24 protein-coding genes are annotated in these 20,705 nt (G+C 69.4%); 12 read left to right on the top strand and 12 right to left on the bottom strand.

What is annotated here, in order from left to right; translation table 11 throughout:
* The first annotated feature begins 26 nt into the window (after positions 1 to 26).
* Genes J4O73_RS14055 through mazG form a run of 3 tightly spaced genes read left to right on the top strand, consistent with a single transcriptional unit; the run spans position 27 to position 1,851 of the window.
* The gene (locus tag J4O73_RS14055) at positions 27 to 701 is read left to right on the top strand and encodes a glycosyltransferase family 2 protein (protein ID WP_426218219.1); all 675 of its coding nucleotides are present in this window, start codon (positions 27 to 29) and stop codon (positions 699 to 701) included.
* A gap of 6 nt (positions 702 to 707) precedes the next feature.
* Complete coding sequence (locus J4O73_RS14050; RefSeq protein WP_426218217.1) at positions 708 to 965, top strand: hypothetical protein; 258 nt, start codon at positions 708 to 710, stop codon at positions 963 to 965.
* Positions 966 to 1,023: 58 nt separating this feature from the next.
* On the top strand, positions 1,024 to 1,851 hold the full coding sequence (mazG, locus tag J4O73_RS14045; RefSeq protein ID WP_426218215.1) for a nucleoside triphosphate pyrophosphohydrolase: 828 nt from the start codon (positions 1,024 to 1,026) through the stop codon (positions 1,849 to 1,851).
* A 38-nt stretch (positions 1,852 to 1,889) separates the two neighbouring features.
* Here mazG and J4O73_RS14040 read toward each other — a convergent pair whose 3' ends face one another.
* Together J4O73_RS14040 and rimO are read right to left on the bottom strand one after the other, a co-directional pair.
* A complete protein-coding gene (locus J4O73_RS14040; RefSeq protein WP_426218213.1) occupies positions 1,890 to 2,819 on the bottom strand; it encodes an AEC family transporter in 930 nt (309 codons plus the stop codon).
* 13 nt (positions 2,820 to 2,832) lie between these two features.
* On the bottom strand, positions 2,833 to 4,182 hold the full coding sequence (gene rimO / locus J4O73_RS14035) for a 30S ribosomal protein S12 methylthiotransferase RimO (protein ID WP_426218211.1): 1,350 nt from the start codon (positions 4,180 to 4,182) through the stop codon (positions 2,833 to 2,835).
* Positions 4,183 to 4,388: 206 nt separating this feature from the next.
* On the opposite strand from rimO, the gene pabB reads away from it, so the two are divergent.
* From pabB to dinB, 5 genes are all read left to right on the top strand, one after another.
* Complete coding sequence (gene pabB / locus J4O73_RS14030) at positions 4,389 to 5,759, top strand: aminodeoxychorismate synthase component I (protein WP_426218386.1); 1,371 nt, start codon at positions 4,389 to 4,391, stop codon at positions 5,757 to 5,759.
* The gene (locus J4O73_RS14025; RefSeq protein WP_426218210.1) at positions 5,756 to 6,361 is read left to right on the top strand and encodes an anthranilate synthase component II; all 606 of its coding nucleotides are present in this window, start codon (positions 5,756 to 5,758) and stop codon (positions 6,359 to 6,361) included. The genes pabB and J4O73_RS14025 overlap by 4 nt, the downstream gene beginning before the upstream one ends.
* Entirely contained in the window at positions 6,348 to 7,253 is a 906-nt protein-coding gene (locus tag J4O73_RS14020) for an aminotransferase class IV (protein WP_426218207.1), read from the top strand. Before J4O73_RS14025 ends, J4O73_RS14020 begins: the two co-directional genes overlap by 14 nt.
* 23 nt (positions 7,254 to 7,276) lie before the next feature.
* Complete coding sequence (locus J4O73_RS14015) at positions 7,277 to 7,654, top strand: DoxX family protein (RefSeq protein WP_426218384.1); 378 nt, start codon at positions 7,277 to 7,279, stop codon at positions 7,652 to 7,654.
* 71 nt (positions 7,655 to 7,725) lie between these two features.
* Complete coding sequence (dinB, locus tag J4O73_RS14010) at positions 7,726 to 8,808, top strand: DNA polymerase IV (protein ID WP_426218205.1); 1,083 nt, start codon at positions 7,726 to 7,728, stop codon at positions 8,806 to 8,808.
* Between the two features lie 30 nt (positions 8,809 to 8,838).
* On the opposite strand, the gene J4O73_RS14005 is transcribed toward dinB, so the two are convergent.
* The 4 genes from J4O73_RS14005 to argC all read right to left on the bottom strand — a co-directional run bounded on the left by J4O73_RS14005 (position 8,839) and on the right by argC (position 11,861).
* On the bottom strand, positions 8,839 to 9,039 hold the full coding sequence (locus J4O73_RS14005) for a hypothetical protein (RefSeq protein ID WP_426218203.1): 201 nt from the start codon (positions 9,037 to 9,039) through the stop codon (positions 8,839 to 8,841).
* Between the two features lie 68 nt (positions 9,040 to 9,107).
* Positions 9,108 to 9,746, bottom strand: coding sequence for a nicotinamidase (locus tag J4O73_RS14000; RefSeq protein ID WP_426218201.1), 639 nt, complete (start codon positions 9,744 to 9,746; stop codon positions 9,108 to 9,110).
* A 10-nt stretch (positions 9,747 to 9,756) separates the two neighbouring features.
* Positions 9,757 to 10,734, bottom strand: coding sequence for a quinone oxidoreductase family protein (locus J4O73_RS13995; protein ID WP_426218199.1), 978 nt, complete (start codon positions 10,732 to 10,734; stop codon positions 9,757 to 9,759).
* A gap of 182 nt (positions 10,735 to 10,916) precedes the next feature.
* On the bottom strand, positions 10,917 to 11,861 hold the full coding sequence (gene argC, locus J4O73_RS13990; protein ID WP_426218197.1) for an N-acetyl-gamma-glutamyl-phosphate reductase: 945 nt from the start codon (positions 11,859 to 11,861) through the stop codon (positions 10,917 to 10,919).
* Between the two features lie 173 nt (positions 11,862 to 12,034).
* On the opposite strand from argC, the gene J4O73_RS13985 reads away from it, so the two are divergent.
* Both J4O73_RS13985 and J4O73_RS13980 read left to right on the top strand, forming a co-directional pair.
* Positions 12,035 to 12,553, top strand: coding sequence for a hypothetical protein (locus J4O73_RS13985; protein WP_426218195.1), 519 nt, complete (start codon positions 12,035 to 12,037; stop codon positions 12,551 to 12,553).
* Positions 12,554 to 12,650: 97 nt separating this feature from the next.
* Positions 12,651 to 13,568, top strand: a complete 918-nt coding sequence (locus J4O73_RS13980; protein ID WP_426218194.1) for a nucleotidyltransferase and HEPN domain-containing protein — start codon at positions 12,651 to 12,653, stop codon at positions 13,566 to 13,568.
* Positions 13,569 to 13,776: 208 nt separating this feature from the next.
* Here J4O73_RS13980 and rpsI read toward each other — a convergent pair whose 3' ends face one another.
* The 6 genes from rpsI to J4O73_RS13950 form a co-directional block, all read right to left on the bottom strand.
* Positions 13,777 to 14,262 carry a 30S ribosomal protein S9 gene (rpsI, locus tag J4O73_RS13975; protein ID WP_378972653.1) on the bottom strand — a complete coding sequence of 162 codons (486 nt, stop codon included), beginning with the start codon at positions 14,260 to 14,262 and terminating at the stop codon, positions 13,777 to 13,779.
* A gap of 2 nt (positions 14,263 to 14,264) precedes the next feature.
* Positions 14,265 to 14,726, bottom strand: coding sequence for a 50S ribosomal protein L13 (gene rplM, locus J4O73_RS13970; protein WP_238202209.1), 462 nt, complete (start codon positions 14,724 to 14,726; stop codon positions 14,265 to 14,267).
* 173 nt (positions 14,727 to 14,899) lie between these two features.
* Positions 14,900 to 15,496 carry a CoA-binding protein gene (locus J4O73_RS13965; protein WP_426218191.1) on the bottom strand — a complete coding sequence of 199 codons (597 nt, stop codon included), beginning with the start codon at positions 15,494 to 15,496 and terminating at the stop codon, positions 14,900 to 14,902.
* Entirely contained in the window at positions 15,493 to 16,005 is a 513-nt protein-coding gene (locus J4O73_RS13960; RefSeq protein WP_426218189.1) for a cupin domain-containing protein, read from the bottom strand. The genes J4O73_RS13965 and J4O73_RS13960 overlap by 4 nt, the downstream gene beginning before the upstream one ends.
* A gap of 86 nt (positions 16,006 to 16,091) precedes the next feature.
* Entirely contained in the window at positions 16,092 to 17,186 is a 1,095-nt protein-coding gene (locus tag J4O73_RS13955; RefSeq protein WP_426218187.1) for a PAS domain-containing protein, read from the bottom strand.
* An 850-nt stretch (positions 17,187 to 18,036) separates the two neighbouring features.
* Positions 18,037 to 18,951 carry a LysR family transcriptional regulator gene (locus J4O73_RS13950; RefSeq protein WP_426218186.1) on the bottom strand — a complete coding sequence of 305 codons (915 nt, stop codon included), beginning with the start codon at positions 18,949 to 18,951 and terminating at the stop codon, positions 18,037 to 18,039.
* A 112-nt stretch (positions 18,952 to 19,063) separates the two neighbouring features.
* Between J4O73_RS13950 and J4O73_RS13945 the strand changes: the two genes are divergently transcribed.
* Together J4O73_RS13945 and J4O73_RS13940 are read left to right on the top strand one after the other, a co-directional pair.
* Positions 19,064 to 19,993 carry a ring-cleaving dioxygenase gene (locus tag J4O73_RS13945; RefSeq protein ID WP_426218184.1) on the top strand — a complete coding sequence of 310 codons (930 nt, stop codon included), beginning with the start codon at positions 19,064 to 19,066 and terminating at the stop codon, positions 19,991 to 19,993.
* Between the two features lie 70 nt (positions 19,994 to 20,063).
* Positions 20,064 to 20,696: an alpha/beta hydrolase gene (locus tag J4O73_RS13940; RefSeq protein WP_426218182.1), complete on the top strand. Its 633-nt coding sequence runs from the start codon at positions 20,064 to 20,066 to the stop codon at positions 20,694 to 20,696.
* Positions 20,697 to 20,705: the final 9 nt, after the last annotated feature.

The raw sequence follows: 20,705 nt of genomic DNA, 5'->3' as shown, positions 1-20,705 counted from the left end.
TAATATTGCCCCTCGGCGGAACCACCATGCATCTGCGGACGGATGTCCTGCGCAAATTGGGCGGCTGGGATGCCTACAATGTCACGGAGGATGCCGATCTCGGCATTCGCCTCGCCCTGGCGGGCTACCGGACGGGGGATCTGCCGAGCGCGACCTATGAGGAGACGGCGCGGGGATTGCCGCGTTGGACCGGCCAGCGCACCCGCTGGCTGAAGGGCTACCTGCAGACGAGCCTCGTTCACGGTCGGCGGCCCCTCGCCCTCCTGTCCCGCCTCGGCCCCCTCGGGGCGTTGACCTTCCTCGCCCTCGTCCCCGGCACCGTCCTCTCAGCGCTCGCCTATCCGGTCTGCCTCGTCCTAGTCGCCCGGGATGCCTTGGCCGGACGGCTCGGCCCCGCTCCGACCCTCCTCGACAACATCGCCACCGGTCTTGCGCTGACCCTGCTGCTGGCGGGTCTCGCCGCCATGGTCGCCCCGGCCTTCCTCGGGTGCCGCCGACGCGGTTGGCGCGACCTGTACAAGGTCCTGCTCCTGCTGCCCGTCTACTTCGTGTTCGTCAGCGTTGCGGCCTATCGCGCCGTGGCCGAACTGGTCCGCGCGCCCCATCACTGGACCAAGACCGATCACGGCTTGTCGCGCTCGTCGCGCAGCGGCAGGCGCGACATCGGAGGAGCGCAACGGAACGCTGTGTCGAGTCGTTGACAGGCCATGAGCGAGTCCCCCGCCACCATCGCGATCCTGATCGGCACTCCGGCCGGTGCCCGGCTCCTCGCCTCGGGAACCGAGCGCGACGCGGCCCGCGCCGCCGAACTCTTTCTCCTGCGCCTGCCCTCCCGCGCCCTCCCCGCGCCACTCTGGGTCCAGTGCGGCGATCGGGTCGCGGGCGATCGCCTCACCGCCTACCTCGCGGATTTCCAGGCCGAGCGGGTGCGCGAGCGAGACGGGATGACCACGCCGGGCTTCTGATGCACCGCCGCGGAAGGTGCTAGACCGGACCGCCCAAGAACAGCGGACGGCCTCACCCGTGACGATTCCCCCGGACAGCCCGATCCAGGTTCTGCTGCGCCTCATGGCGGATCTGCGCGATCCCGAGCGCGGCTGCGCCTGGGATGTGGCGCAGACCTTCGAGACCATCGCCCCCTACACGATCGAGGAAGCCTACGAGGTCGCCGACGCCGTGGAGCGGGGCGACCGGGACGAGATCCGCGACGAATTGGGCGATCTGCTGCTGCAGGTGGTCTTCCATGCCCGCATGGCGGAGGAGGAGGGCAGCTTCGCCTTCGACGACGTGGCCCGCGCCATCGCCGCCAAGCTGATCCGCCGCCATCCGCATGTCTTCGAGGCGGACGGCACGCTCCTGCCCCCCGGCTCGCCCCGGCGCGACCCGGCCGAGGTCGAGGCGCAATGGGCGGCGATCAAGGCGCAGGAGCGGGCTGCCAAGCCCGCCAAGGCGCCAGATCCGCTCGGTGACGTCGCCCTCGCCCTCCCCGCCCTCACGCGCGCCGAGAAGGTCTCCCGCCGGGCGGCCTCCTACGGCTTCGACTGGGACGAGGCCGCCCAGGTCATCGACAAGGTCCGCGAGGAGACCGACGAGGTCGCCGAGGCCCTAGCGCTCGGCGACAAGGGACCGCTCGCGGAGGAGATCGGCGACCTCCTGTTCTCCGTCGCCAACCTCGCCCGCCATGCGGGCATCGACCCCGAGGCGGCCCTCCGTGACGGCACCGCCAAGTTCGAGCGCCGCTTTCGCGCCATGGCCGAGGCCTTGCGCGCGGATGGCGGCGAACTCGGCCGCTCCGACCTCGCCGCGATGGAGGCCGCGTGGCAGACGGTGAAGCGCGGGGAGAAGGGATAAGCTCCAACAGCGCCGGGTCGGCGCTCGGGTCGTTTGCCTCACACGGCGATTCCCTCGAGCAGCAGCAGCACCAGCGGCAGGGCCGCCCCTGCGAGCACCGTCTGGAGGGCGATGATGCCCGCCATCAGCGGTGCGTCGCCGCCGAGTTGGCGGGCCATGATGTAGGAGGAGGAGGCGGTCGGCAGCGCCTGGAACAGCAGGGCCGTGGCCGCCGCCGGGCCCCGCAGGCCGAGCGCGAGGCAGGCGAGCACCGTCGCCAGCGGCATCAGCCCGAACTTCACCGCCGAGGTGACGGCGAGCGGCCGGATCCAGGTCCGGGCCGTGCCGAAATCCAGCGCGGCGCCGACGCAGAGAAGCCCAAGGGGCAGGGAGGCCTGCCCGAGGGCCTTCAGCACCGGCTCGATTCCGGGGGGCAGGGTCAGTCCCGTGGCCTGGAGGGCGATGCCGATGGCGCTGGCGACGACGAGGGGGTTGAGGGCGAGTTGCCGGAGGATGGCAGCCGGAGCCAGCCGCCCCCCGGACCCGAACCACGCGAAGACCAGCACGCACAGGATGTTCACGGTCGGCACGATGGCCGCGTTGGCCACCGCCGCGAGGGCGATCCCCTGCGCGCCGAACAGGCCCGCCGCCGCCGAGACTCCGACATAGTTGTTGAAGCGGATCCCGCCCTGGAACACCGAAGTGAACGCCGCTCCGTCGAGGGCAAGGCGCGGCCTCAGGGCGAGCAGGACGAGGGCGACCGCGACCGTCGAGCCGACGAGCACGGCCGCGAGAGTGAGGACCGGTACTCCGTCGAGCCGCGCGGTGGCGAGCCCGTGTATGAACAGGCTCGGCAGCAGCACGTAATAGCCGAGCCGCTCCGCCTGCGGCCAGAAACTCTCGGCCAGGAACCGCGCCCGGCGCAGGGCGGCACCGAGGGCGATCAGCAGGGCGATCGGCAGCAGGGCGAGGAGGAGCGCGCCGGTCACGGGGCGCGGCTTCTCAGGTCACGCTGCCATACAGGTCGTAGGCCTCGGCCCGGTCGATCTTGACGGAGACGATGTCGCCCACGCGCACCGGGCGGCGGAAGCTCGCATGGACGGTACCGTCGATCTCCGGCGCGTCGGCCTTGGACCGGCCGCGCGCGACCCCACCCTCGACCGCGTCCACGATCATCGGCATCCGCTTGCCGACCTTGGCCTTCTGCAGGCGCAGGGCGACGGCGTTCTGTGTCTCCATGAAGCGGCGCTTGCGCTCGGCCTTCACCTCTGGCGGCACCGGCTCGGCAATGGCGTTGGCGGTGGCACCTGCCACAGGTTCGAACTCGAAGCAGCCGACGCGGTCGAGCTTGGCCTCCTTCAGCCATTCGAGCAGCTCCTCGAACTCGGCCTCGGTCTCGCCGGGGAAGCCGACGATGAAGGTCGAGCGGATCGCGAGGTCCGGGCAGGCGGCGCGCCACGCCCGGATCCGGTCGAGCTGCTTCTCCTGGTTGCCGGGGCGGCGCATCCGCTTGAGGACGGACGGACTCGCATGCTGAAGCGGCATGTCGAGGTAGGGGAGCACCTTCCCCTCCGCCATGAGCGGGATCACCTCGTCCACGTGGGGGTACGGGTAGACGTAGTGCAGCCGCACCCAGGCCCCGAGCTCTCCGAGTTCCTTGGCGAGGTCGTAGAAGCGGGCGCGCACCTGCCGGTCGCGCCAGGGGCTCTCCGCGTAGCGGATGTCGAGGCCGTAGGCGCTCGTATCCTGAGAGACGACCAGTAGCTCCTTCACGCCGGCCTTCACCAGCTTCTCGGCCTCGCGGAGCACGTCCGCCGCCGGGCGGCTCACGAGGTCGCCGCGCAAGCTCGGGATGATGCAGAAGCTGCAGCGGTTGTTGCAGCCCTCCGAAATCTTCAGATACGCGTAGTGGCGCGGCGTCAGCTTGATGCCCTGCGGCGGCACGAGGTCCAGGAACGGATCGTGGGCCGGAGGCGCCGCCTCGTGCACCGCCGCCACCACCGATTCGTAGGCCTGGGGGCCGGTGACGGCGAGCAGGTCCGGGTACTTCTCGCGGATCTCCTCCGGCTGCGCGCCCATGCAGCCGGTGACGATGACCCGGCCGTTCTCGGCCATGGCCTCGCCGATGGCGGCGAGCGATTCCGCCTTCGCCGAATCGAGGAAGCCGCAGGTGTTCACGATGACGACGTCCGCTCCGTCATGCTTGCGGGCGAGCTCGTAGCCTTCCGCGCGCAGGTGCGTCAGGATCCGCTCGGAATCCACCAGCGCCTTCGGGCAGCCGAGGGAGACGAAGGAGATTTTCGGGGCGCCCGGGGAGGCAGGCTTGCTGTCGGGCGAGAGCGTGCTGGTCATTGTCGGCTTCGGATGCGGCGCGGCCCGCGCGGCTGAGGCGCTGCGGGGACGCTGGCAGTCTTCGGGATTGGCCCCGATATAGCGGTTTCCGCCCGGCTGTGCGAGGCCGGGTCGCGGATGCCCCCGCTTCCCCCGAGGCATCGCTTGTGCGAGGGCGTCCGGACGGCGCGGAGGGATGCCGTATGACGAAGGCGCGAACCCGGTTCATGTGGACCCGAGACCTGCCCCCGATCGATGCGATCGCCGCCGCCGCGCGGCTGCGCTCCCTGCCGGGGCTCGCCCTGCTCGACAGCGCCATGCGCCACGATGCGCTGGGCCGCCTCTCCGTGGTCGCGGCCGATCCGTTTGCCCGGTTCCGCTTCCGCGACGGTCAGGCGACCCTGGACGGGCGCCCCGTTCCCGGCGGACCGTTCGACGCCCTGCGCGCCTGCCTTGCCCCCTACCGGCTCCCGGCCGATCCGGCCCAGCCCTTCCCCGGCGGGGCGATCGGCTATTTCGCCTACGATCTCGGTGCCAGCCTGGAGAAGGTGGCGGCTCCCGCCCGCCGGGCCGGGCTGACCGACGACATCGCCCTCGACCTCTACGACACGGTGCTCGTCCTCGATCATGCCGCCGGCACCGCCCGGCTCCTGGCCACGGGCTTCCCCGAGACGACGCCGGAGGCTCGCGAGGCAAGGGCGCAGGCCCGGCTCGCGCACTTCGCCGAACTCCTGAAGGACGCCGCCGCCCCCCGGCGGGACGAAGCCTCCAGCATGCTTGCGTGGCGATCGAACTTCGATCGCCAAGCCTATGAGGATGCGGTGGAAACCGTGCGAGCCTACATCCGCGCGGGCGACATCTACCAAGCCAACATCGCCCAGCGGTTCACGGCGGACCTGCCGCCGGGCTTCGACCCCTTCGCGCTCTACCGGCGCCTGCGCGAGACCAACCCGGCGACCTTCGGCGCCTACCAGGAATTCGAGGGGCTGACGGTCGCCTCCTCCTCGCCGGAGCGGTTCGTGCGGCTCGACGGGCGCCATGTCGAGACCCGGCCGATCAAGGGCACCGCCAAGCGCCTGCCCGACCCGGAGGAAGACCGCGCCGCCGCCGAGGGGCTCGCCGCCTCGGCCAAGGACCGGGCCGAGAACGTGATGATCGTCGATCTCCTGCGCAACGACCTGTCGCGGGTCTGCGAGCCGGGGAGCGTGGACGTGCCCGTGCTCTGCGGGCTGGAGACCTATGCGGGCGTGCACCACCTCGTCTCGGTGGTCACGGGGACGTTGCGCGACGGGCTCGACGGGCTCGACCTCCTAGAGCGGACCTTCCCCGGCGGGTCGATCACCGGGGCGCCGAAGATCCGCGCCATGGACATCATCGCGGAGATCGAGGGCGACGCCCGTGAGATCTATTGCGGCGCCATCGGCCGGATCGGCTTCGATGGGGATCTCGACACCTCCATCGCCATCCGCACCGTGTTCATGGACGAGAGCACGGCCGTGCTTCAGGCGGGGGGCGGCGTGACGCTGCTGTCCGAGCCGGGACCGGAATACGACGAAACCCTGGCCAAGGCCGAGCGCGTCTTCAGGGCCTTCGCATGATCCTCGTCCTCGACAATTACGATTCCTTCGTCTTCAACGTCGTCCGCTACTTCGAGGAGTTGGGGCAGACGGTGCGCGTGGTGCGCAACGATGCCCTCGACGTCGCGGGCATCCGCGCGCTGGCGCCGGAGGCCCTGGTGGTCTCGCCCGGCCCGTGCAGCCCGGCCGAGGCCGGGGTGTCCCTGCCCGCGATCCGCGACCTGTCGGGCAGCCTGCCGATCCTCGGCGTGTGCCTCGGCCACCAAGCCATCGGCGCGGCCTTCGGCGGCAAGGTCGAGCGGGCGCGGCGCCCCCTGCACGGGCAGGCGACGCCCATCGCCCATGACGGCCGACGCCTGTTCGCGGGCCTGCCCGCGCCGATGCCCGTGGCGCGCTACCACTCCCTCGTGGTGACGCCGCAGCCCGGCATGGAGGACCACCTCGCGGTCGATGCCGTCTCGGACGAGGGCGAGGTGATGGCCCTCTCCCACCGCCATCACCCGACCTACGGTGTGCAGTTCCATCCGGAATCGGTGCTCACCGAGAACGGCCACGCCCTCTTCGCCAACTTCCTCGACCTCGCCCGCGCATGGCGGGAGGACACGCGCGATGCTGTGGCGTGACGGGCATGTGATCGAGGGCACCAGCGCGCCCCTCGACCATGCCGACCGGGGCCTGACCCTCGGCGACGGGCTGTTCGACACGGCGCTTGCCCTGAACGGCCGGATCGCCTTCGAGGAGGAGCATGTCGCCCGCCTCGTCGCCGGGGCGGCGGCCCTCGCCATTCCCACCGGGGCGGACGCAATCCGCACAGCGATGCGCGCCCTCGCGACCCGCGGCGACCGGCTCGCCATCCGCACCACCCTGACCCGGGGGGCCGGGCCGCGCGGCCTCAAGCCGCCGGACGTCGCCCACCCGACCCTCTTCGCCACGGCCGCCCCGAGCGGCCGGGCCATCGCCTTCGCTCCCCTGCGGCTCCTGCCGACCGGCATCGCCCGCAACGACACGTCCCCGGCCGCACGGCTGAAGACGCTGGGCTATCTCGACGCCGTGCTCGCGGCGGGCGAGGCGGCACGGCAGGGCTTCGACGAGGCCCTGTTCCTGAACACCAAGGGCCATGTCGCCTGCGCCGGAACGGGCAATGTGTTCTGCCTCCTGCCCCCGTCATTGCTTCGCTCCGCTCGCAATGACGCGGAGGGTTCGGACGGAGAGGCGCTAGCCCTCGTGACCCCACCCCTCTCGGACGGCGTGCTGGCGGGCATCGTCCGGGCGCAGGTGCTGACCCTGGCCCCGGCTTGCGGGCTGTCCGTGGAGGAGCGATCGCTGAGCCCGGATGATCTGCTCGCGGCGCGGGCGGTGTTCGTCACCAATTCCCTGCGCCTGCTGGCGCCGGTCGGCGCGATCGGCGGCATGGGGTTCGACAGCGCGGGCCATCCGGCCTTCGCCCGCCTGCGCGCGGCCCTGCGCGCGGCGGTTGCGGAATCCTGCGGCGTCGCTGCGGAGGAGGTCGCGTGAGCGAGGGCCGGGGACGGACGATCCTGCGTTGGGGGCTCGCCGGGGTCTACGCCTTCATCGGCGTGGTGCACCTCGTCGCCACCGACGCGATGTTGCCGCTGATGCCGGATTGGGTGCCCGAGCCCCGGCTCGTCATCCAGGCGACCGGCCTGTGCGAACTGGCCGGGGCGCTCGGCCTGCTCATTCCGGCGACGCGGAAGGCTGCCGCCATCGGCCTCGCCCTCTATGCGGTGTGCGTCTACCCAGCCAACGTGAAGCACGCCGTCGAGCACATCCACATCGCGGGCATCCCGGATTCGTGGTGGTATCACGGCCCCCGGCTCGCGTTTCAGCCGGTCTTCGTCTGGGCCGCCCTCTGGGCCGGCGGGCTGATCGACTGGCCGTTCCGGCGGGAACGCTGATCGACAACCTTGACCCACCTCCCCCGTGGTTGTCATTGAACGGACCGGGAACATCGAGGGGCGATCCGGCGATGGAGGCGCAGCCTCTCCGGAAGATCATCCATATCGACATGGACGCGTTCTACGCCTCCGTGGAGCAGCGCGACGACCCGTCGTTGCGCGGCAAGCCGCTCGCGGTGGGCGGCGCGCGGGAGCGGGGCGTGGTGATGGCCGCGAGCTACGAGGCGCGACCCTTCGGCGTGCGCTCGGCCATGCCGGGGGCGACCGCGCGGCGGCTCTGCCCGGACCTCGTCTTCGTGAAGCCGCGCTTCGAGGTCTACCGGCAGGTTTCGGAGGAGATCCGCGCCGTCTTCGCCCGGCATACCGAGATCATCGAGCCGGTCGCCCTGGACGAGGCCTATCTCGACGTCACCGAGAACCTACTGGGGCTGCCCACCGCGACGGCGGTGGCGAAGGCGATCCGCGCCGAAATCCTGGAGCGCACCGGCCTCGTGGCCTCGGCGGGGGTGTCCTACAACAAGTTCCTGGCCAAGGTCGCCTCGGACCACCGCAAGCCGAACGCCCTGTTCGTCATCACCCCGGCCATGGGCCCGGATTTCGTGGCGGAGCTGCCGATCGGGCGCTTCCATGGCGTCGGGCCCGTGACCGAGGCCAAGATGAAGCGGCTCGGCATCGAGACCGGCGCTGACCTGCGCGCCTGGAGCCTGGAGCGGCTGAAGGAGACCTTCGGCTCGTCCAGCAGCTACTACCACGCCGTCGCGAGGGGCATCGATGAGCGGCCGGTACGGGCGCACCGCATCCGCAAGTCGATCGGCGCCGAGACCACCTTCTCCGACGATACGGCCGCCTACGAGGTGCTGGCCGAGCGGCTGGCGCCGATGGTGGACAAGGTCTGGCGTGGCGCCGAGGCGAAGGCCATGCGCGGACGCACGGTGACGCTGAAGCTCAAATTCTCGGATTTCTCCCTCGTGACCCGTGCCCGCTCCCTGTCGGCCCCGGTGCCTGATCGGGACAGCCTTGAGCGGATCGGTCTCGAACTCCTGCGCGGCCTGTTGCCCCTGCGCCGGACCGCCCGGCTGATCGGCGTCTCGCTCTCCGGCTTCTCGCAGGGTGAAGAGGACGAGGCTCCGGCTCAGCTCGGCCTCGGCCTGTAGAGCGAGGGGAGGCCGCGCCTCCCCGGCCCCTTACTTGTTCTTGCGCGGCCGGTGGTTCGGATCGACGCCGCCTTCCGGAGTCGTCTCGTTCTCGACATCACCCTCGAAGGTGGAATCGGCTTCCAGCTCTTCCGGGTCCGCCCCGGCCATGCCCTTCGAGGTGCCGATGCCGGGGTTGCCCTTGAGGTCGGCATCGGTCGGTGTGGTGGTCTTCGGGTGCTTGTCGGACATGTCGCCTCCTGATGAACAGGGGCAACTCCGGTTCTCGCAACGCGTCCCGGCCCTGCGGCTCTTAGCCGTCAGCTGATATCGGCCATCCCGATCCTGCCGATGCCGAGGGCCTCCATCCGCGCCCAGGCGGCGGCGACGGAGCCGCCCGCCGACGAGGGCACGTCGATGCCCGCCACGGCATCCTCCACCACCAGCACCTCGAACCCGGCTTCCCGCGCGTCGAGCGCGCTCCACAGGACGCAGAAATCCGTCGCGAGACCGCACAGGACGACCCGACGGATGCCCCGCTCGTGGAGGGCCCCGGCGAGCCCGGTGCGGGTCGTCCGGTCCGCCTCGAGGAAGGCGGAATAGCTGTCGAGGCGGGGGTTGAGGCCCTTGCGCACGATCAGGCCGGCGCGGCTCGTCTCGAGCCCCGGCGCGAAGGCGGCGCCCACGCTCCCCTGCACGCAATGCTCCGGCCACAGGGCCTGCTCGCCGTAGCCGAGCGTCACCGTCTGGAACGGCTCCCGGCCGGGATGGCTCGTCGCGAACGAGACATGCCCCGGCGGATGCCAATCCTGCGTCAGTGCGATGTGCCGGAACCGCTGCTGTAACGCGTTGACCGGCCGGACGACGGCGTCGCCGTCCGGCACGGGAAGCGCCCCGCCGGGGAGGAAATCGACCTGCACATCGATGACGAGGAGCAGGTCGGCGGGGTCCGGCTTCACGGGGCGGGCCTTACGGCACCATCACCGTCGAGCCGGTGGTCTCGCGGCCCGCGAGGTCGCGATGCACCTCTTGCGCCTCGGCCAGCGGCCGCACGGCGTTCACGGCGATCTTCACCGCGCCGGAGCGGACGGCGCCGAAGAGGTTGGCAGCGGCCTCCTCCAGCACCGGGCGCTGGCCCGCGAAGGTCGCAAGCGTCGGCCGGGTGACGAAGAGCGAGCCCTTGGCCGCGAGCAGGCCGAGATCGAGCCCGCTGATCGGCCCGGAGGCCGAGCCGAAGCTCGCGAGCAGGCCGGTGGGGGCGAGGCTGTCCAGCGAGCCCATCAGGGTCGCTTGGCCGACGCCGTCATAGACGACCGGCACGCCCTTGCCGTTGGTCAGTTCCCGCACGCGCTTGGCCACGTCCTCGCTGCGGTAGAGGATGACGTGATCGCAGCCATTCGCCTTGGCGAGTTCGGCCTTCTCCTCGCTGCCTGCGGTGCCGATCACCGTGGCACCGAGATGCTTGGCCCATTGGCAGGCGATGAGGCCGACGCCGCCCGCCGCCGCGTGCCAGAGGATCGTGTCGCCGGGCTTCACCCGGTAGGTCCGGTGCAGCAGGTACTCGGCGGTGAGGCCCTTGAGCATCATCGCGGCGGCAGTCTGCGCGTCGATGCCGTCCGGCATCGGCACGGCGGCGGCGGCGGCGATCACCGGCTCCTCGGCGTAGCAGCCATCGGCCACCGAGCCGTAAGCGACCCGGTCGCCGACCTTGAACTGCGCCACGCCCTCGCCCACGGCGGTCACGGTGCCCGCGCCCTCCTTGCCGGGCGTGAAGGGGAGCTGCGCGGCCTTGTAGGCGCCGGTGCGGAAGTAGATGTCGATGAAGTTGACGCCGATCGCCTCCTGGCGAACCCGGATCTGGCCGGGGCCCGGCTCGGCCAGCGGCACGTCCTCGAGCTTCATCACCTCGGGGCCGCCGTACTCGTAGACCCGGATCGCCTTCGGCATCGTTCTCTCCCGTACTGTCACACCCCGCCCCGCAGCGAGATAGACTCGCGGAAGCGGGAAGCAATCCGAAAATGGGGATCCCAAAGGGCCCTGCCCTTTGGCGGGTGTAGGGCGGAGCCCTACGACAACCCAGGGACTTCGCCCCTGGACCCCACCAAAGGACCTGTCCTCTGGAAACCCCGTTACAGGCCCAGCATCAGCGACAGGTTCTGGACCGCCGCGCCGGAAGCGCCCTTGCCGAGGTTGTCGAGGCGGGCGACCAGCACTGCCTGGCCGTGCTCGGCCGAGCCGAAGACGCGCAGTTCCAGCCGGTCCGTGTCGTTGAGGTCCTCGGGCTCGATCTTCTCCCGATGGGAGCCGTCGGCGCCCGGCACCACCTGCACCAGGGGCTGGCCCCGGTACCAGTCGGCAAGGGCGGCCTCCAGATCGGTCGCCTTCGGGCGGCCGGGCAGGGTGTCGAGGTGCAGCGGGATGCTGACCAGCATGCCCTGCCGGAAGTTGCCCACGGAGGGCACGAAGATCGGCCGGTGGGTAAGCCCGCTATAGAGCTGCAATTCCGGCAGGTGCTTGTGCGCGAAGCCGAGGCCGTAGAGTTGGAAGGCCGGGGCGCGGCCTGCCTCGAAATCCTCGATCATCCCTTTGCCGCCGCCGCTGTAGCCGCTGACCGCGTTGACGCTGACGGCATGATCGGCCGGGATCAGCCCCGCCTCGATCAGAGGCCGCAGGAGGGCGATGCCGCCGGTCGGATAGCAGCCGGGATTGGCGACGCGCTTGGCCTGCGCCACGGCCTCCGCCTGCCCCGGCGCCATTTCCGGAAAGCCGTAGGTCCAGCCGGGGGCGACCCGGTGGGCGGTGCTGGCGTCGAGGATCTTCGGGCCGCCCCCGGTCAGGCCGTCGGCGAGAGCCACGGTCTCCTTGGCGGCCGCATCCGGCAGGCACAGGACCACGAGGTCCACCTGAGCGAGGAGATCGCGCTTGGCGGCCGGGTCCTTGCGGTGCTCAGGTGCGATGCTCACGAGGCGCACGCGGCCTTCGCGCTCCAGGCGCTCGCGGATGCCGAGGCCGGTGGTGCCCGCCTCGCCATCGATGAACACGCTCGGCCGTGCCGTCTCGTCTACGCTCGCCATCATCGCCTCGCATGCCGGACCCTCGATCCGGCCTGTCGCCGCGCAGGTGGGGGTAGGGCGTGGCCCCTGTCAACGCCCCCCGCCATCCACAGGCGGCCGATCGGTCGCGGGAACACCGGGGGTGCCTCCGCTTTGACGGCGCAATCGCATGTGCACGTGAAGGAGATGAGACGATGGCCGGAACCGCCAAGAAGACCGACCCCAAGCTCTGGGAAAAGGTGAAGAAGGAGGTCACGAAATCCGACAAGGGCGGCAAGCCCGGCCAATGGTCGGCGCGCAAGGCGCAGATGGCGAGCGCCGAATACAAGAAGGAAGGCGGCGGCTACGCGGGCAAGAAGTCCAAGGACAACCACCTGCAGCAATGGACCGACGAGGAATGGGACACCAAGTCGGGCAAGGAGAGCGGCAAGACCGGCGAGCGCTACCTGCCCAAGAAGGCCCGCGAGAAGCTTTCGGACAAGGAATACGCCGAATCGACCGCCAAGAAGCGGGCCGACACCAAGAAGGGCAAGCAGTTCTCGAAGCAGCCGAAGGCGGTCGCCGAGAAATCGGCCAAGGCCCGCAAGGAGAGCAAGACGTCGGACAAGACCGAGCCGACCAAGGCGGAGCTGATGAAGAAGGCCAAGGCGCAGGACATTTCCGGCCGGTCCAAGATGTCGAAGGCCGAGCTGGCCAAGGCCGTTCACGCCTGAGGGCGCTCCTCCTGGGCGCGGCGCTGCGGAACGGCGCCGCCGCGCTCGCCATACCGGCGACGATGATCTACCGAACGGGCAGATTACCGACGCCGCGATGATTCTCGAAGACCGTCTCGCCCACCTGCCCCACCCCAAGCGCCGGGACCTCGCCCGAGCCGTGGCGATCCTGTTCGAGGAGTTCGAGGCGTTTCAGGCGGGCAAGCTGTCCGGCAGGAAGAAGCGCGGGCGCATCGTCCGCGTCGTCCTCTACGGCTCCCACGCCCGAGGCGATTGGGTCGAGGACCGGGCCTCCGGCTACTTTTCGGATTACGACCTGCTGGTGGTGGTGAACCACGAGGACCTCGTGGACGAGGTCGACCTGTGGGACCCGGTGCGGGACCGGTTCATCCAGATCGAAATGCTCAAGTCGTTCCATACGGCGTCGGTCAGCCTTATCGTTCATAGCCATGCGGACGTGAACGACCAGATCGCCCGCGGGCGGCCGTTCTTCGTCGATATCTTTCGCGATGGCATCACGCTCTACGAGGCGACCGGGTTTCCCCTAGCCGAGCCGGGGGCGCTCACCCCGGAAATGCGCCATGAAGAGGCATGGCTCCACTACGACACTTGGTTTCCCGATGCACAGTATTGGAGTGTCCAAGCTCGGCGGGCCATTCAGGACGGGCAGTTGAAGCACGCGGCCTTCAATCTCCATCAAGCTACAGAGGGCCTCTATCACTGCACGTTACTCGTGCTGACGCTCTACAGCCCCCAGCTTCATGCCCTGCGTCGGCTGCGCCCGATGGCCGAGGGGGCCGACCGGCGGTTGGTCGAAGCATGGCCCCGCAACACCCGGCTCAGCCGGCGCCGGTTCAACCTGCTGCACGACGCCTATGTGAAGGCGCGCTACTCGCGCCACTACACGATCACCGCCGAGGAGCTGGACTGGCTCGCCGCGCGCATCGATGCGCTTCAGCGGATCGTCGGGGAGGTCTGTCTGGAGCACCTCGGCCCACGCCCGGCCGTAGACTAGTGACCGTCATTGCGAGCGCAGCGAAGCAATCCAGGGGGATGCGGCCCCATTCGGAAGCGGACCGCTGCCCTGGGTCGCTTCACTGCGTTCGCGATGACGGCGCGGGTGTCACCTCCGTCATTGCGAGCGCAGCGGTGGAGCGGCCCCCAAACGAAAAAGGGCGGTGCCTCGCGGCACCGCCCTTTCTCTGCGTGAAGGAAGCCGAAACTTAGCGCTTCGAGAACTGGAAGCTGCGGCGAGCCTTGGCGCGGCCGTACTTCTTACGCTCGACGACGCGGGCGTCGCGGGTGAGGAAGCCTTCGCGCTTCAGCGGGGCGCGCAGCTCCGGCTCGTAGTAGGTCAGGGCCTTGGACAGGCCGTGGCGCACGGCGCCCGCCTGACCGGAGAGACCACCGCCCGCCACCGTGACGGTGATGTCGTACTGGTCGACGCGGCCGGCGATCTCCAGCGGCTGGCGCAGGATCATGCGCAGCACCGGACGGGCGAAGTAGGTCTCCACCGGGCGCTTGTTGACGACGACCTTGCCGGTGCCGGGCTTGATCCAGACGCGGGCGACCGCGTCCTTGCGCTTGCCGGTGGCATAGGCCCGGCCCTGGGCGTCCAGCTTCTGGACGTGGACGGGGGCTTCGTTGGCCGGATCGACCGCGCCGGTGTTGGCCCGGTTCAGGTCTGCGAGGGACTGAAGGGTCGCCATGATCACGCGCTCACGTTCTTGCGGTTGAGGGCGCCGACGTCGAACGTCTGCGGCTGCTGGGCCTCATGCGGATGCTCGGCGCCCTTGTAGACGCGCAGGTTGCCGAGGATCTGGCGGAAGAGCGGGCCACGGGGGAGCATGCGCTCGACGGCCTTCTCCACGACGCGCTCCGGGAAGCGCCCTTCGAGGATGAACTTGGCCGTACGCTCCTTGATGCCGCCCGGGTAGCCGGTGTGGTAGAAGTAGCTCTTCTGGTTGTACTTGCGGCCGGTGAACTTCACCTTCTCCGCATTGATAACGATCACGTTGTCGCCGCAGTCGACGTGAGGCGTGTAAGCGGCCTTGTGCTTGCCGCGCAGGCGCATCGCCACGATCGAGGCGAGGCGGCCGACCACAAGGCCTTCCGCGTCGATCACGATCCACTTCTTGTCGACCTCGGCGGGCTTCAGCGAGGTGGTCTTCATAGCCTAATCCCGTCAGGTGCCGGAAAAGCAAGCCGCCGCGTGCGGACACGCGGCGGCGATGGCGGCTCAATAGCCGCGCCGGCCCGGCGGGTCAACCACAAACCGCGCACGCAAACGTAAAAACGCGTGTTCCGAGAGCAGGTTCGCTGATGCGGTATCAAGATACCGTGTCGCTATGAGCGTGGGGTCCGGCGGTCGGCGATGGTGAGCTTCTGCACCCCGCCCTTGGCGAGGACGGGCTTGCGCGCGCTGAGGATGCGGGAATTCACCCCCGTCCAGCCGATCTCGCCGGAGAGGCGGCCGTACTCGATCTTCGGGCAGCGGTTCATGACGACGGTGACGCCCCGCGCCTCGGCACGGGCGGCGGCTTCGTCGTCGCGCACGCCGAGCTGCATCCAGATCACCCGAGGCAGGGGATCGAGGGCCAGCGCTTCATCCACCAGCGGCCCGGCGGCGGCGGAATTGCGGAAGATCTCGACCATGTCGATCGGCGCTCCGCCGAGGCTCTCCTGAACCTCCGCGAGGGTCGCCGCCACCTTGCGCCCGAGCAGGTCCTGCCCGGCGAGGCCGGGATTGACCGGCGTGACGGCATAGCCCCGGTCCAGGAGGTATTTCAGCACGATCCAGCTCGGCCGGGCGGGATTGGCCGAGGCACCCACCAGCGCGATGGTCTTGGTGGAATCGAGGATCGCGCGAATGGCCGAATCGGCATAGCGCGCATGCCGCGCGGCGACGTCCTGCGGGTCGGGGTTCATCGCCGGGCTGCTCATGGGTGCTTGTGGATCGGATCGATCCAATGGACGGTCTCGGGCCGCTCAACCGGCTCGACATCCGGGATGTTGACCACCACCGCCTCGTTGTCCGAGCGCACCAGCACGCAATGCAGGGGCTCGTCGGTGGAGGCGTTGATCTCCTGGTGGGGCACGTAGGGAGGCACGAAGATGAAGTCGCCCGGCCCGGCTTCCGCGACGTATTCGAGCTGGTCGCCCCAGCGCATCCGGGCGCGGCCGGAGACGACGTAGATCACGCTCTCCAGCGCGCCATGGTGGTGGACGCCGGTCTTGGCGTCGGGCTGGATCGCGACCGTCCCCGCCCAGATCTTCTGCGCGCCGACCCGGGCGGCGTTGATCGCCGCCTGCCGGTACATGCCCGGTGTCTGGGCGGTGTTGTCATCGAGCTTGTCGCCGGGGATCACCCGCACGCCATCGTGCTTCCAGCGTTCCGCAGGGGGCGCATGATGGGATGCATGATCGTGCGAATGGTCGTGATCCTGCCCCATGCCGCCCTCCCGAACGCCTGTGTTCGGACGTGGCTACGCCCTCCCCCGCCGCGGCGTCAACGCGCGACGGGGGGCGTTCAGGGGACTCACGCCTCGCGCACGCCCGGCTTGGCGTTCGTGTCGAAGGTGAAGGCGACGCCCGCCTGCTCCAGGGCGCGGCGCACGGCCATCACCGTGTCGTGCCGCGGACGGACGGGGGAATTCGCATCCTCCAGACGCACGATGGTCGAGATCGAGACCCCCGCCATCTTGGCGAGCTCTTCCTTCGACAGGCCGACCATGCCCCGGGCGGCACGGACCTGCGCGGCGGTGAGCGCGCGATCCGAAAAATCGGGTTCCACCGGGTCGGGCGTCAGCACGCCCTGCTGGCCGTAACGGCTCTGGCCGGGCACGTTGAGGCAGATGCCGACCCATTCGCGCACGGAGCCGTCCTTGTTCAACACCGGCGCGGCGCGGGAGTTGAACCAACGATAGATGCCGTCCGCGCAGAGGATCCGGTACTCGGTGTTGTAGGCTGAGGCGTGCTGCACGGCGGTGGTCCAGGCCGCCAGGGTGCGGGCGCGGTCCTCCGGATGGACGGCATCCACCCAGTGCGTGCCCCGGGTCTGGGCGTAGCTCTGCCCGGTCAGGTTCATCCACTGGGCGCACTCGTTCAGTTCGCCCTGATGGTTCGTGGTCCAGAAGGCTGCCGCCGTGACCGTAACGAGGGCGTTGAGCCGGTCGTGACGCTGCAGCACGGCCTGCATCGCGTCATGACGGGCGGTCACGTCGAACACCACGCCCATGCCGTAGGTCGGGCGGCCGTCGGTTCCGAGGGCGACCTCACCCCGGTGCTGGATCCAGCGCTGCGTCCGATCCGGACGGACGATGCGGAACTCGCGATTGATCGGCTGCCCGGCATTCAGCACGGCGAACTGGTCGCCATGGACCGCCCGGTCATCCGGATGGATCATGTCGAGAACGATGCCGACGGGCAGTTCCGCCGCCGGCTCCAGGCCCAGGATCCGGTAGAGGCCCGGCGTGGCGTCGAGGGTGCCCGATCGCAGGTCGGCTGACCAGAACCCGACCTCGCCCGTATCCTCGATGATCTTCAGAAAATTGCGCGACGAGAAGAAGCGCGAGGCGCCTCCCCTCGGAGGGGCGGGCTCTGCCTGAACGCGCATGAGGGAACGGGTCGGCATGGTTGTTGGGCCTGTCGCGGCGGTGATGGCGGCTTGCCCGCCGTACCGGCGGGAGTGACGGGGGCCAAAGATCGATCTCGCGTCAGGGCGTTCGTCCAAAGAGCCCTTTTGCGCATCATATCGTGTCCCCGCTCCCGGGGCTGGCGTCTCTCTCAATGAATGAACGGGCAAAATGCGCAAGCACGTCCGGGCCACATTGCGGTGACTTCTTGTCGCATTAATGAGTTGTTTGTAGTCTACCATGCTGTCATCTGATGAAGAGGCGCCTGGTAATTTTGAATTAATTGGCGCTCTTAGTTCATCATTTCGAAGCATAGTGCGGAGATGCTTGCGATCTTGATCGAGATGAACGTGCTGATCACACATAGCATTCCGAATAATGCAGAATAAAATGATCCTTCTAATAATAGTGCTTAATGGGGCCGATCGTGAAACACGCCACTTTGGAGCCATTATAAGTTGGCTCTACCCTGGCAAGCCGACATTCAAATTGAGGGCGTGAATGGAATGGCCTTGCGTTCTCCCCGGAAAAGCCTCGCATCATAACAATCTAGGGAGGGACCATGAGCCTTTTCGTGGTCGTTGCCTTTCTTTTCATCAGCGAGCCAGCCATTCTTCGCCTCATCACAAAAAGGGGCATGGCCGAATTCTGAGCTCGTTTCTTTGCCAAAGTCGCGCATATTCGAAGTTGCGCGAAGTAAAAATTATTGTGAGCGGCAAGGGAAGTCGCTGATCCGGACGACTATGAACGTTTTTATTTTAGAGAGGATGCTTTCGAGTCAATTTGTTTCTTTTTGACTGCAGAGGGCTCGATTTCCCTTCGGGGCGTCTGGAGATGGGCCGGTTGGCCTCAAGTTCCCCGCACCCAGGGAGCAGCGACGAGGGTCTTGGCCAGATAATCGATCATGGCAGTGATTCGCGCTGGGCGGGGCTCGCCGGGCGGCGAGACCAGATGCAGTGCGATCGGCGGCGGCGACCAGTCCGGCAGGACGCGCTCCAGGCGGCCTGCGGCCAGATCCTCGTGAATCATGAAATCCGGCTGCAAGGCGAGGCCGAGGCCGGCCCGCAGGGCCGGGGCCAGGGCCTCGGCATTGTTGGCCCGCATCGGACCGCCCGGAGCTACGCTCGCCTCCCGTCCGTCCGCATGGTGGAAGCGCCAGCGGTCCGGGGTGGGCAGATAGGCGTAGCCGAGGCAGGCATGGCGAGCGAGATCGTCCGGATGGACGGGCCGCCCGTGCCGTTCGAGATAGCCGGGCGTCGCCACGAGCGAGCGGTGGATCGGGCAGAGGCGCCGCGCCTTCAGGGAGGAATCCGGCAGCGCCGCGATTCGCAGGCCGAGATCGAATCCGCCGCCCACGAGGTCGACCACCGAATCGGCGAGGTGGAGTTCCACCGACACCGCCGGGTGCCGCGCCAGGAAGTCCGGTAGGAGCGGAGCCACGTGCATCACACCGAAGGTCATCGGCGCGGCCAGCCGTACCAGCCCCTGAGGCAGCGCCGTGGCGGCAGTGGCTCGCGCCTCGGCGGCCTCGCCTTCGGCCAGGATCCGCGCCGCGTCGTCCCTGGCCGCGAGCCCTGCCTCGGTCAACGCCAGCCGCCGGGAGGTCCGGTTGAACAGCCGGGCGCCGATCCGCGTCTCCAACCGGCCCACCGCCTTCGACACCGTGCCCTTCGACAGCCCGAGATCCGCGGCGGCTCCGCCGAAGGAGCCGGTCTCGACCACCTTCGCGAAGATGGCCCAGGCTTCGAAGTCGGGTAGGCGCATCGGTCATTTCCGGAAACGATGAGTTTCCATCGTTTCTATTTTCTCGCCTCATGGCAAGGTCCAGATTGGCTCCATCGCAAGCGGTTCGCCGCCAGCCCACGGAGACGATGCCATGTCCCAGACCGGCCTCCATCACGTCACCGCCTTTTCCGGCCCGATCGCGCGCAACCTCGACTTCCACAGCCGTGTCCTCGGTCTGCGCCTCGTGAAGAAGACGGTGAACTTCGACGATCCGGGCACCTACCACCTCTATTACGGCGACGAGGCGGGCCATCCCGGCTCGATCCTGACCTTCTTTCCGATCCCCCACGCGGCCCCCGGCCGGGTCGGCATCGGCGAGACGCAGGAGACCGCCTTCCGGGTGCCCCGCGCCTCCCTCGGTTGGTGGACTCACCGTCTCGTGGAGAAGGGCGTGCGCCACGAGGCGCTGGTGCAGGTGTTCGGTGAGCCGACCCTCCGCTTCCGTGATCCGGACGGGATGATGCTCGCCCTGGTCGGCGTGGACGATGCGGAAGCCGCCTCCGGTTGGACCGGTGGCGAGGTCCCCGCCGAGCACGCGATCCGCGGCTTGCACGGGGTGACGCTCCTCCTCGCGGAGGCCGAGGGCACGGCGGCGATCCTGACCGGCGTGCTCGGCTTCCACGAGGCGGGCCGGGAGGGTTCGCTGACCCGCTACTCGGGCGACGCGGTCTCCGGCCGTCACGTCACTTTGCGGGCGGTGGGGTCTTTCCTGGCGGGCCGCCAGGGGGCCGGTTCGGTGCACCACATCGCCTTCCGGGCCGCCGACGACGCGGCGCAGGAGGCCATGGCGGCGGCGCTCCGCGACCGTCACGGCCTCGGTGTCACCGAGCAGCGCGACCGGCAGTATTTCCGCTCGGTCTACTTCCGCGAGCCCGGCGGGGTGCTGTTCGAGATCGCCACCGACTCGCCCGGCTTCGCCGTCGACGAGCCGGAGGCCACCCTCGGTCAGGCGCTGAAGCTGCCGCCGGGCCTGGAGCGCCACCGCGCCGAGATTGAGGCCGTACTCCCGGCCGTCGCCTGATTCACCCGATCCGCCCCGCCTTGCCGGCGGGGCGGATCCTTCCCCACGGCGGAACGCCAGGGAGATCGTCATGTCCAGCCAAGCCCTCGCCTTCACCCATCGGTTCGAGCCCGGCGCCGCCGACCTGTCCCCGCTCCTGCTGTTGCACGGCACCGGCGGGGATGAATCCGACCTCCTGCCCCTCGGGCGGGCCGTCGCGCCCGGCGCCGCCCTGCTTTCCCCCCGTGGGCCGGTGAGCGAAAACGGCGCGCCGCGCTTCTTCCGCCGTCTCGCAGAAGGCGTGTTCGACGAGGCCGACCTGCGCCGCCGCACGGAGGACCTCGCGGATTTCGTCGCCGCCGCGCGGGATCGTTACGGCCTGCCCGCGCCTGTGGCGCTCGGCTTCTCGAACGGCGCCAACATCGCTGCCGCGATGCTGATGCAGCGGCCTGAGACTCTCGCCGGTGCGGTGCTAATCCGCCCGATGGTGCCCTTCGCCGTGCCGCCCCGGGCCGATCTCGGCGGACGGCCGGTCCTGGTCCTCTCGGGGGTAATGGACCCCATCGTGCCCGTCGAGAATGCCCGGCGGCTCGCCGCCCAGCTCACGGCGGCGGGCGCCGCCGTGGAGCACCGCGTCCTGCCGGCCGGGCACGGCCTGTCGCAGGCCGAGATCGGCCTTTCTGCCGACTGGATCCGCACCCTCCCCCGCCCGGCCCTCGCCTGACGGTCCCTC

It is taken from the genome of Methylobacterium sp. NFXW15, from assembly GCF_049887755.1.
Lineage (GTDB): Bacteria > Pseudomonadota > Alphaproteobacteria > Rhizobiales > Beijerinckiaceae > Methylobacterium.
Note: the sequence above shows the minus strand (reverse complement) of the source record. Positions and strands in the feature narration are given on the sequence as shown.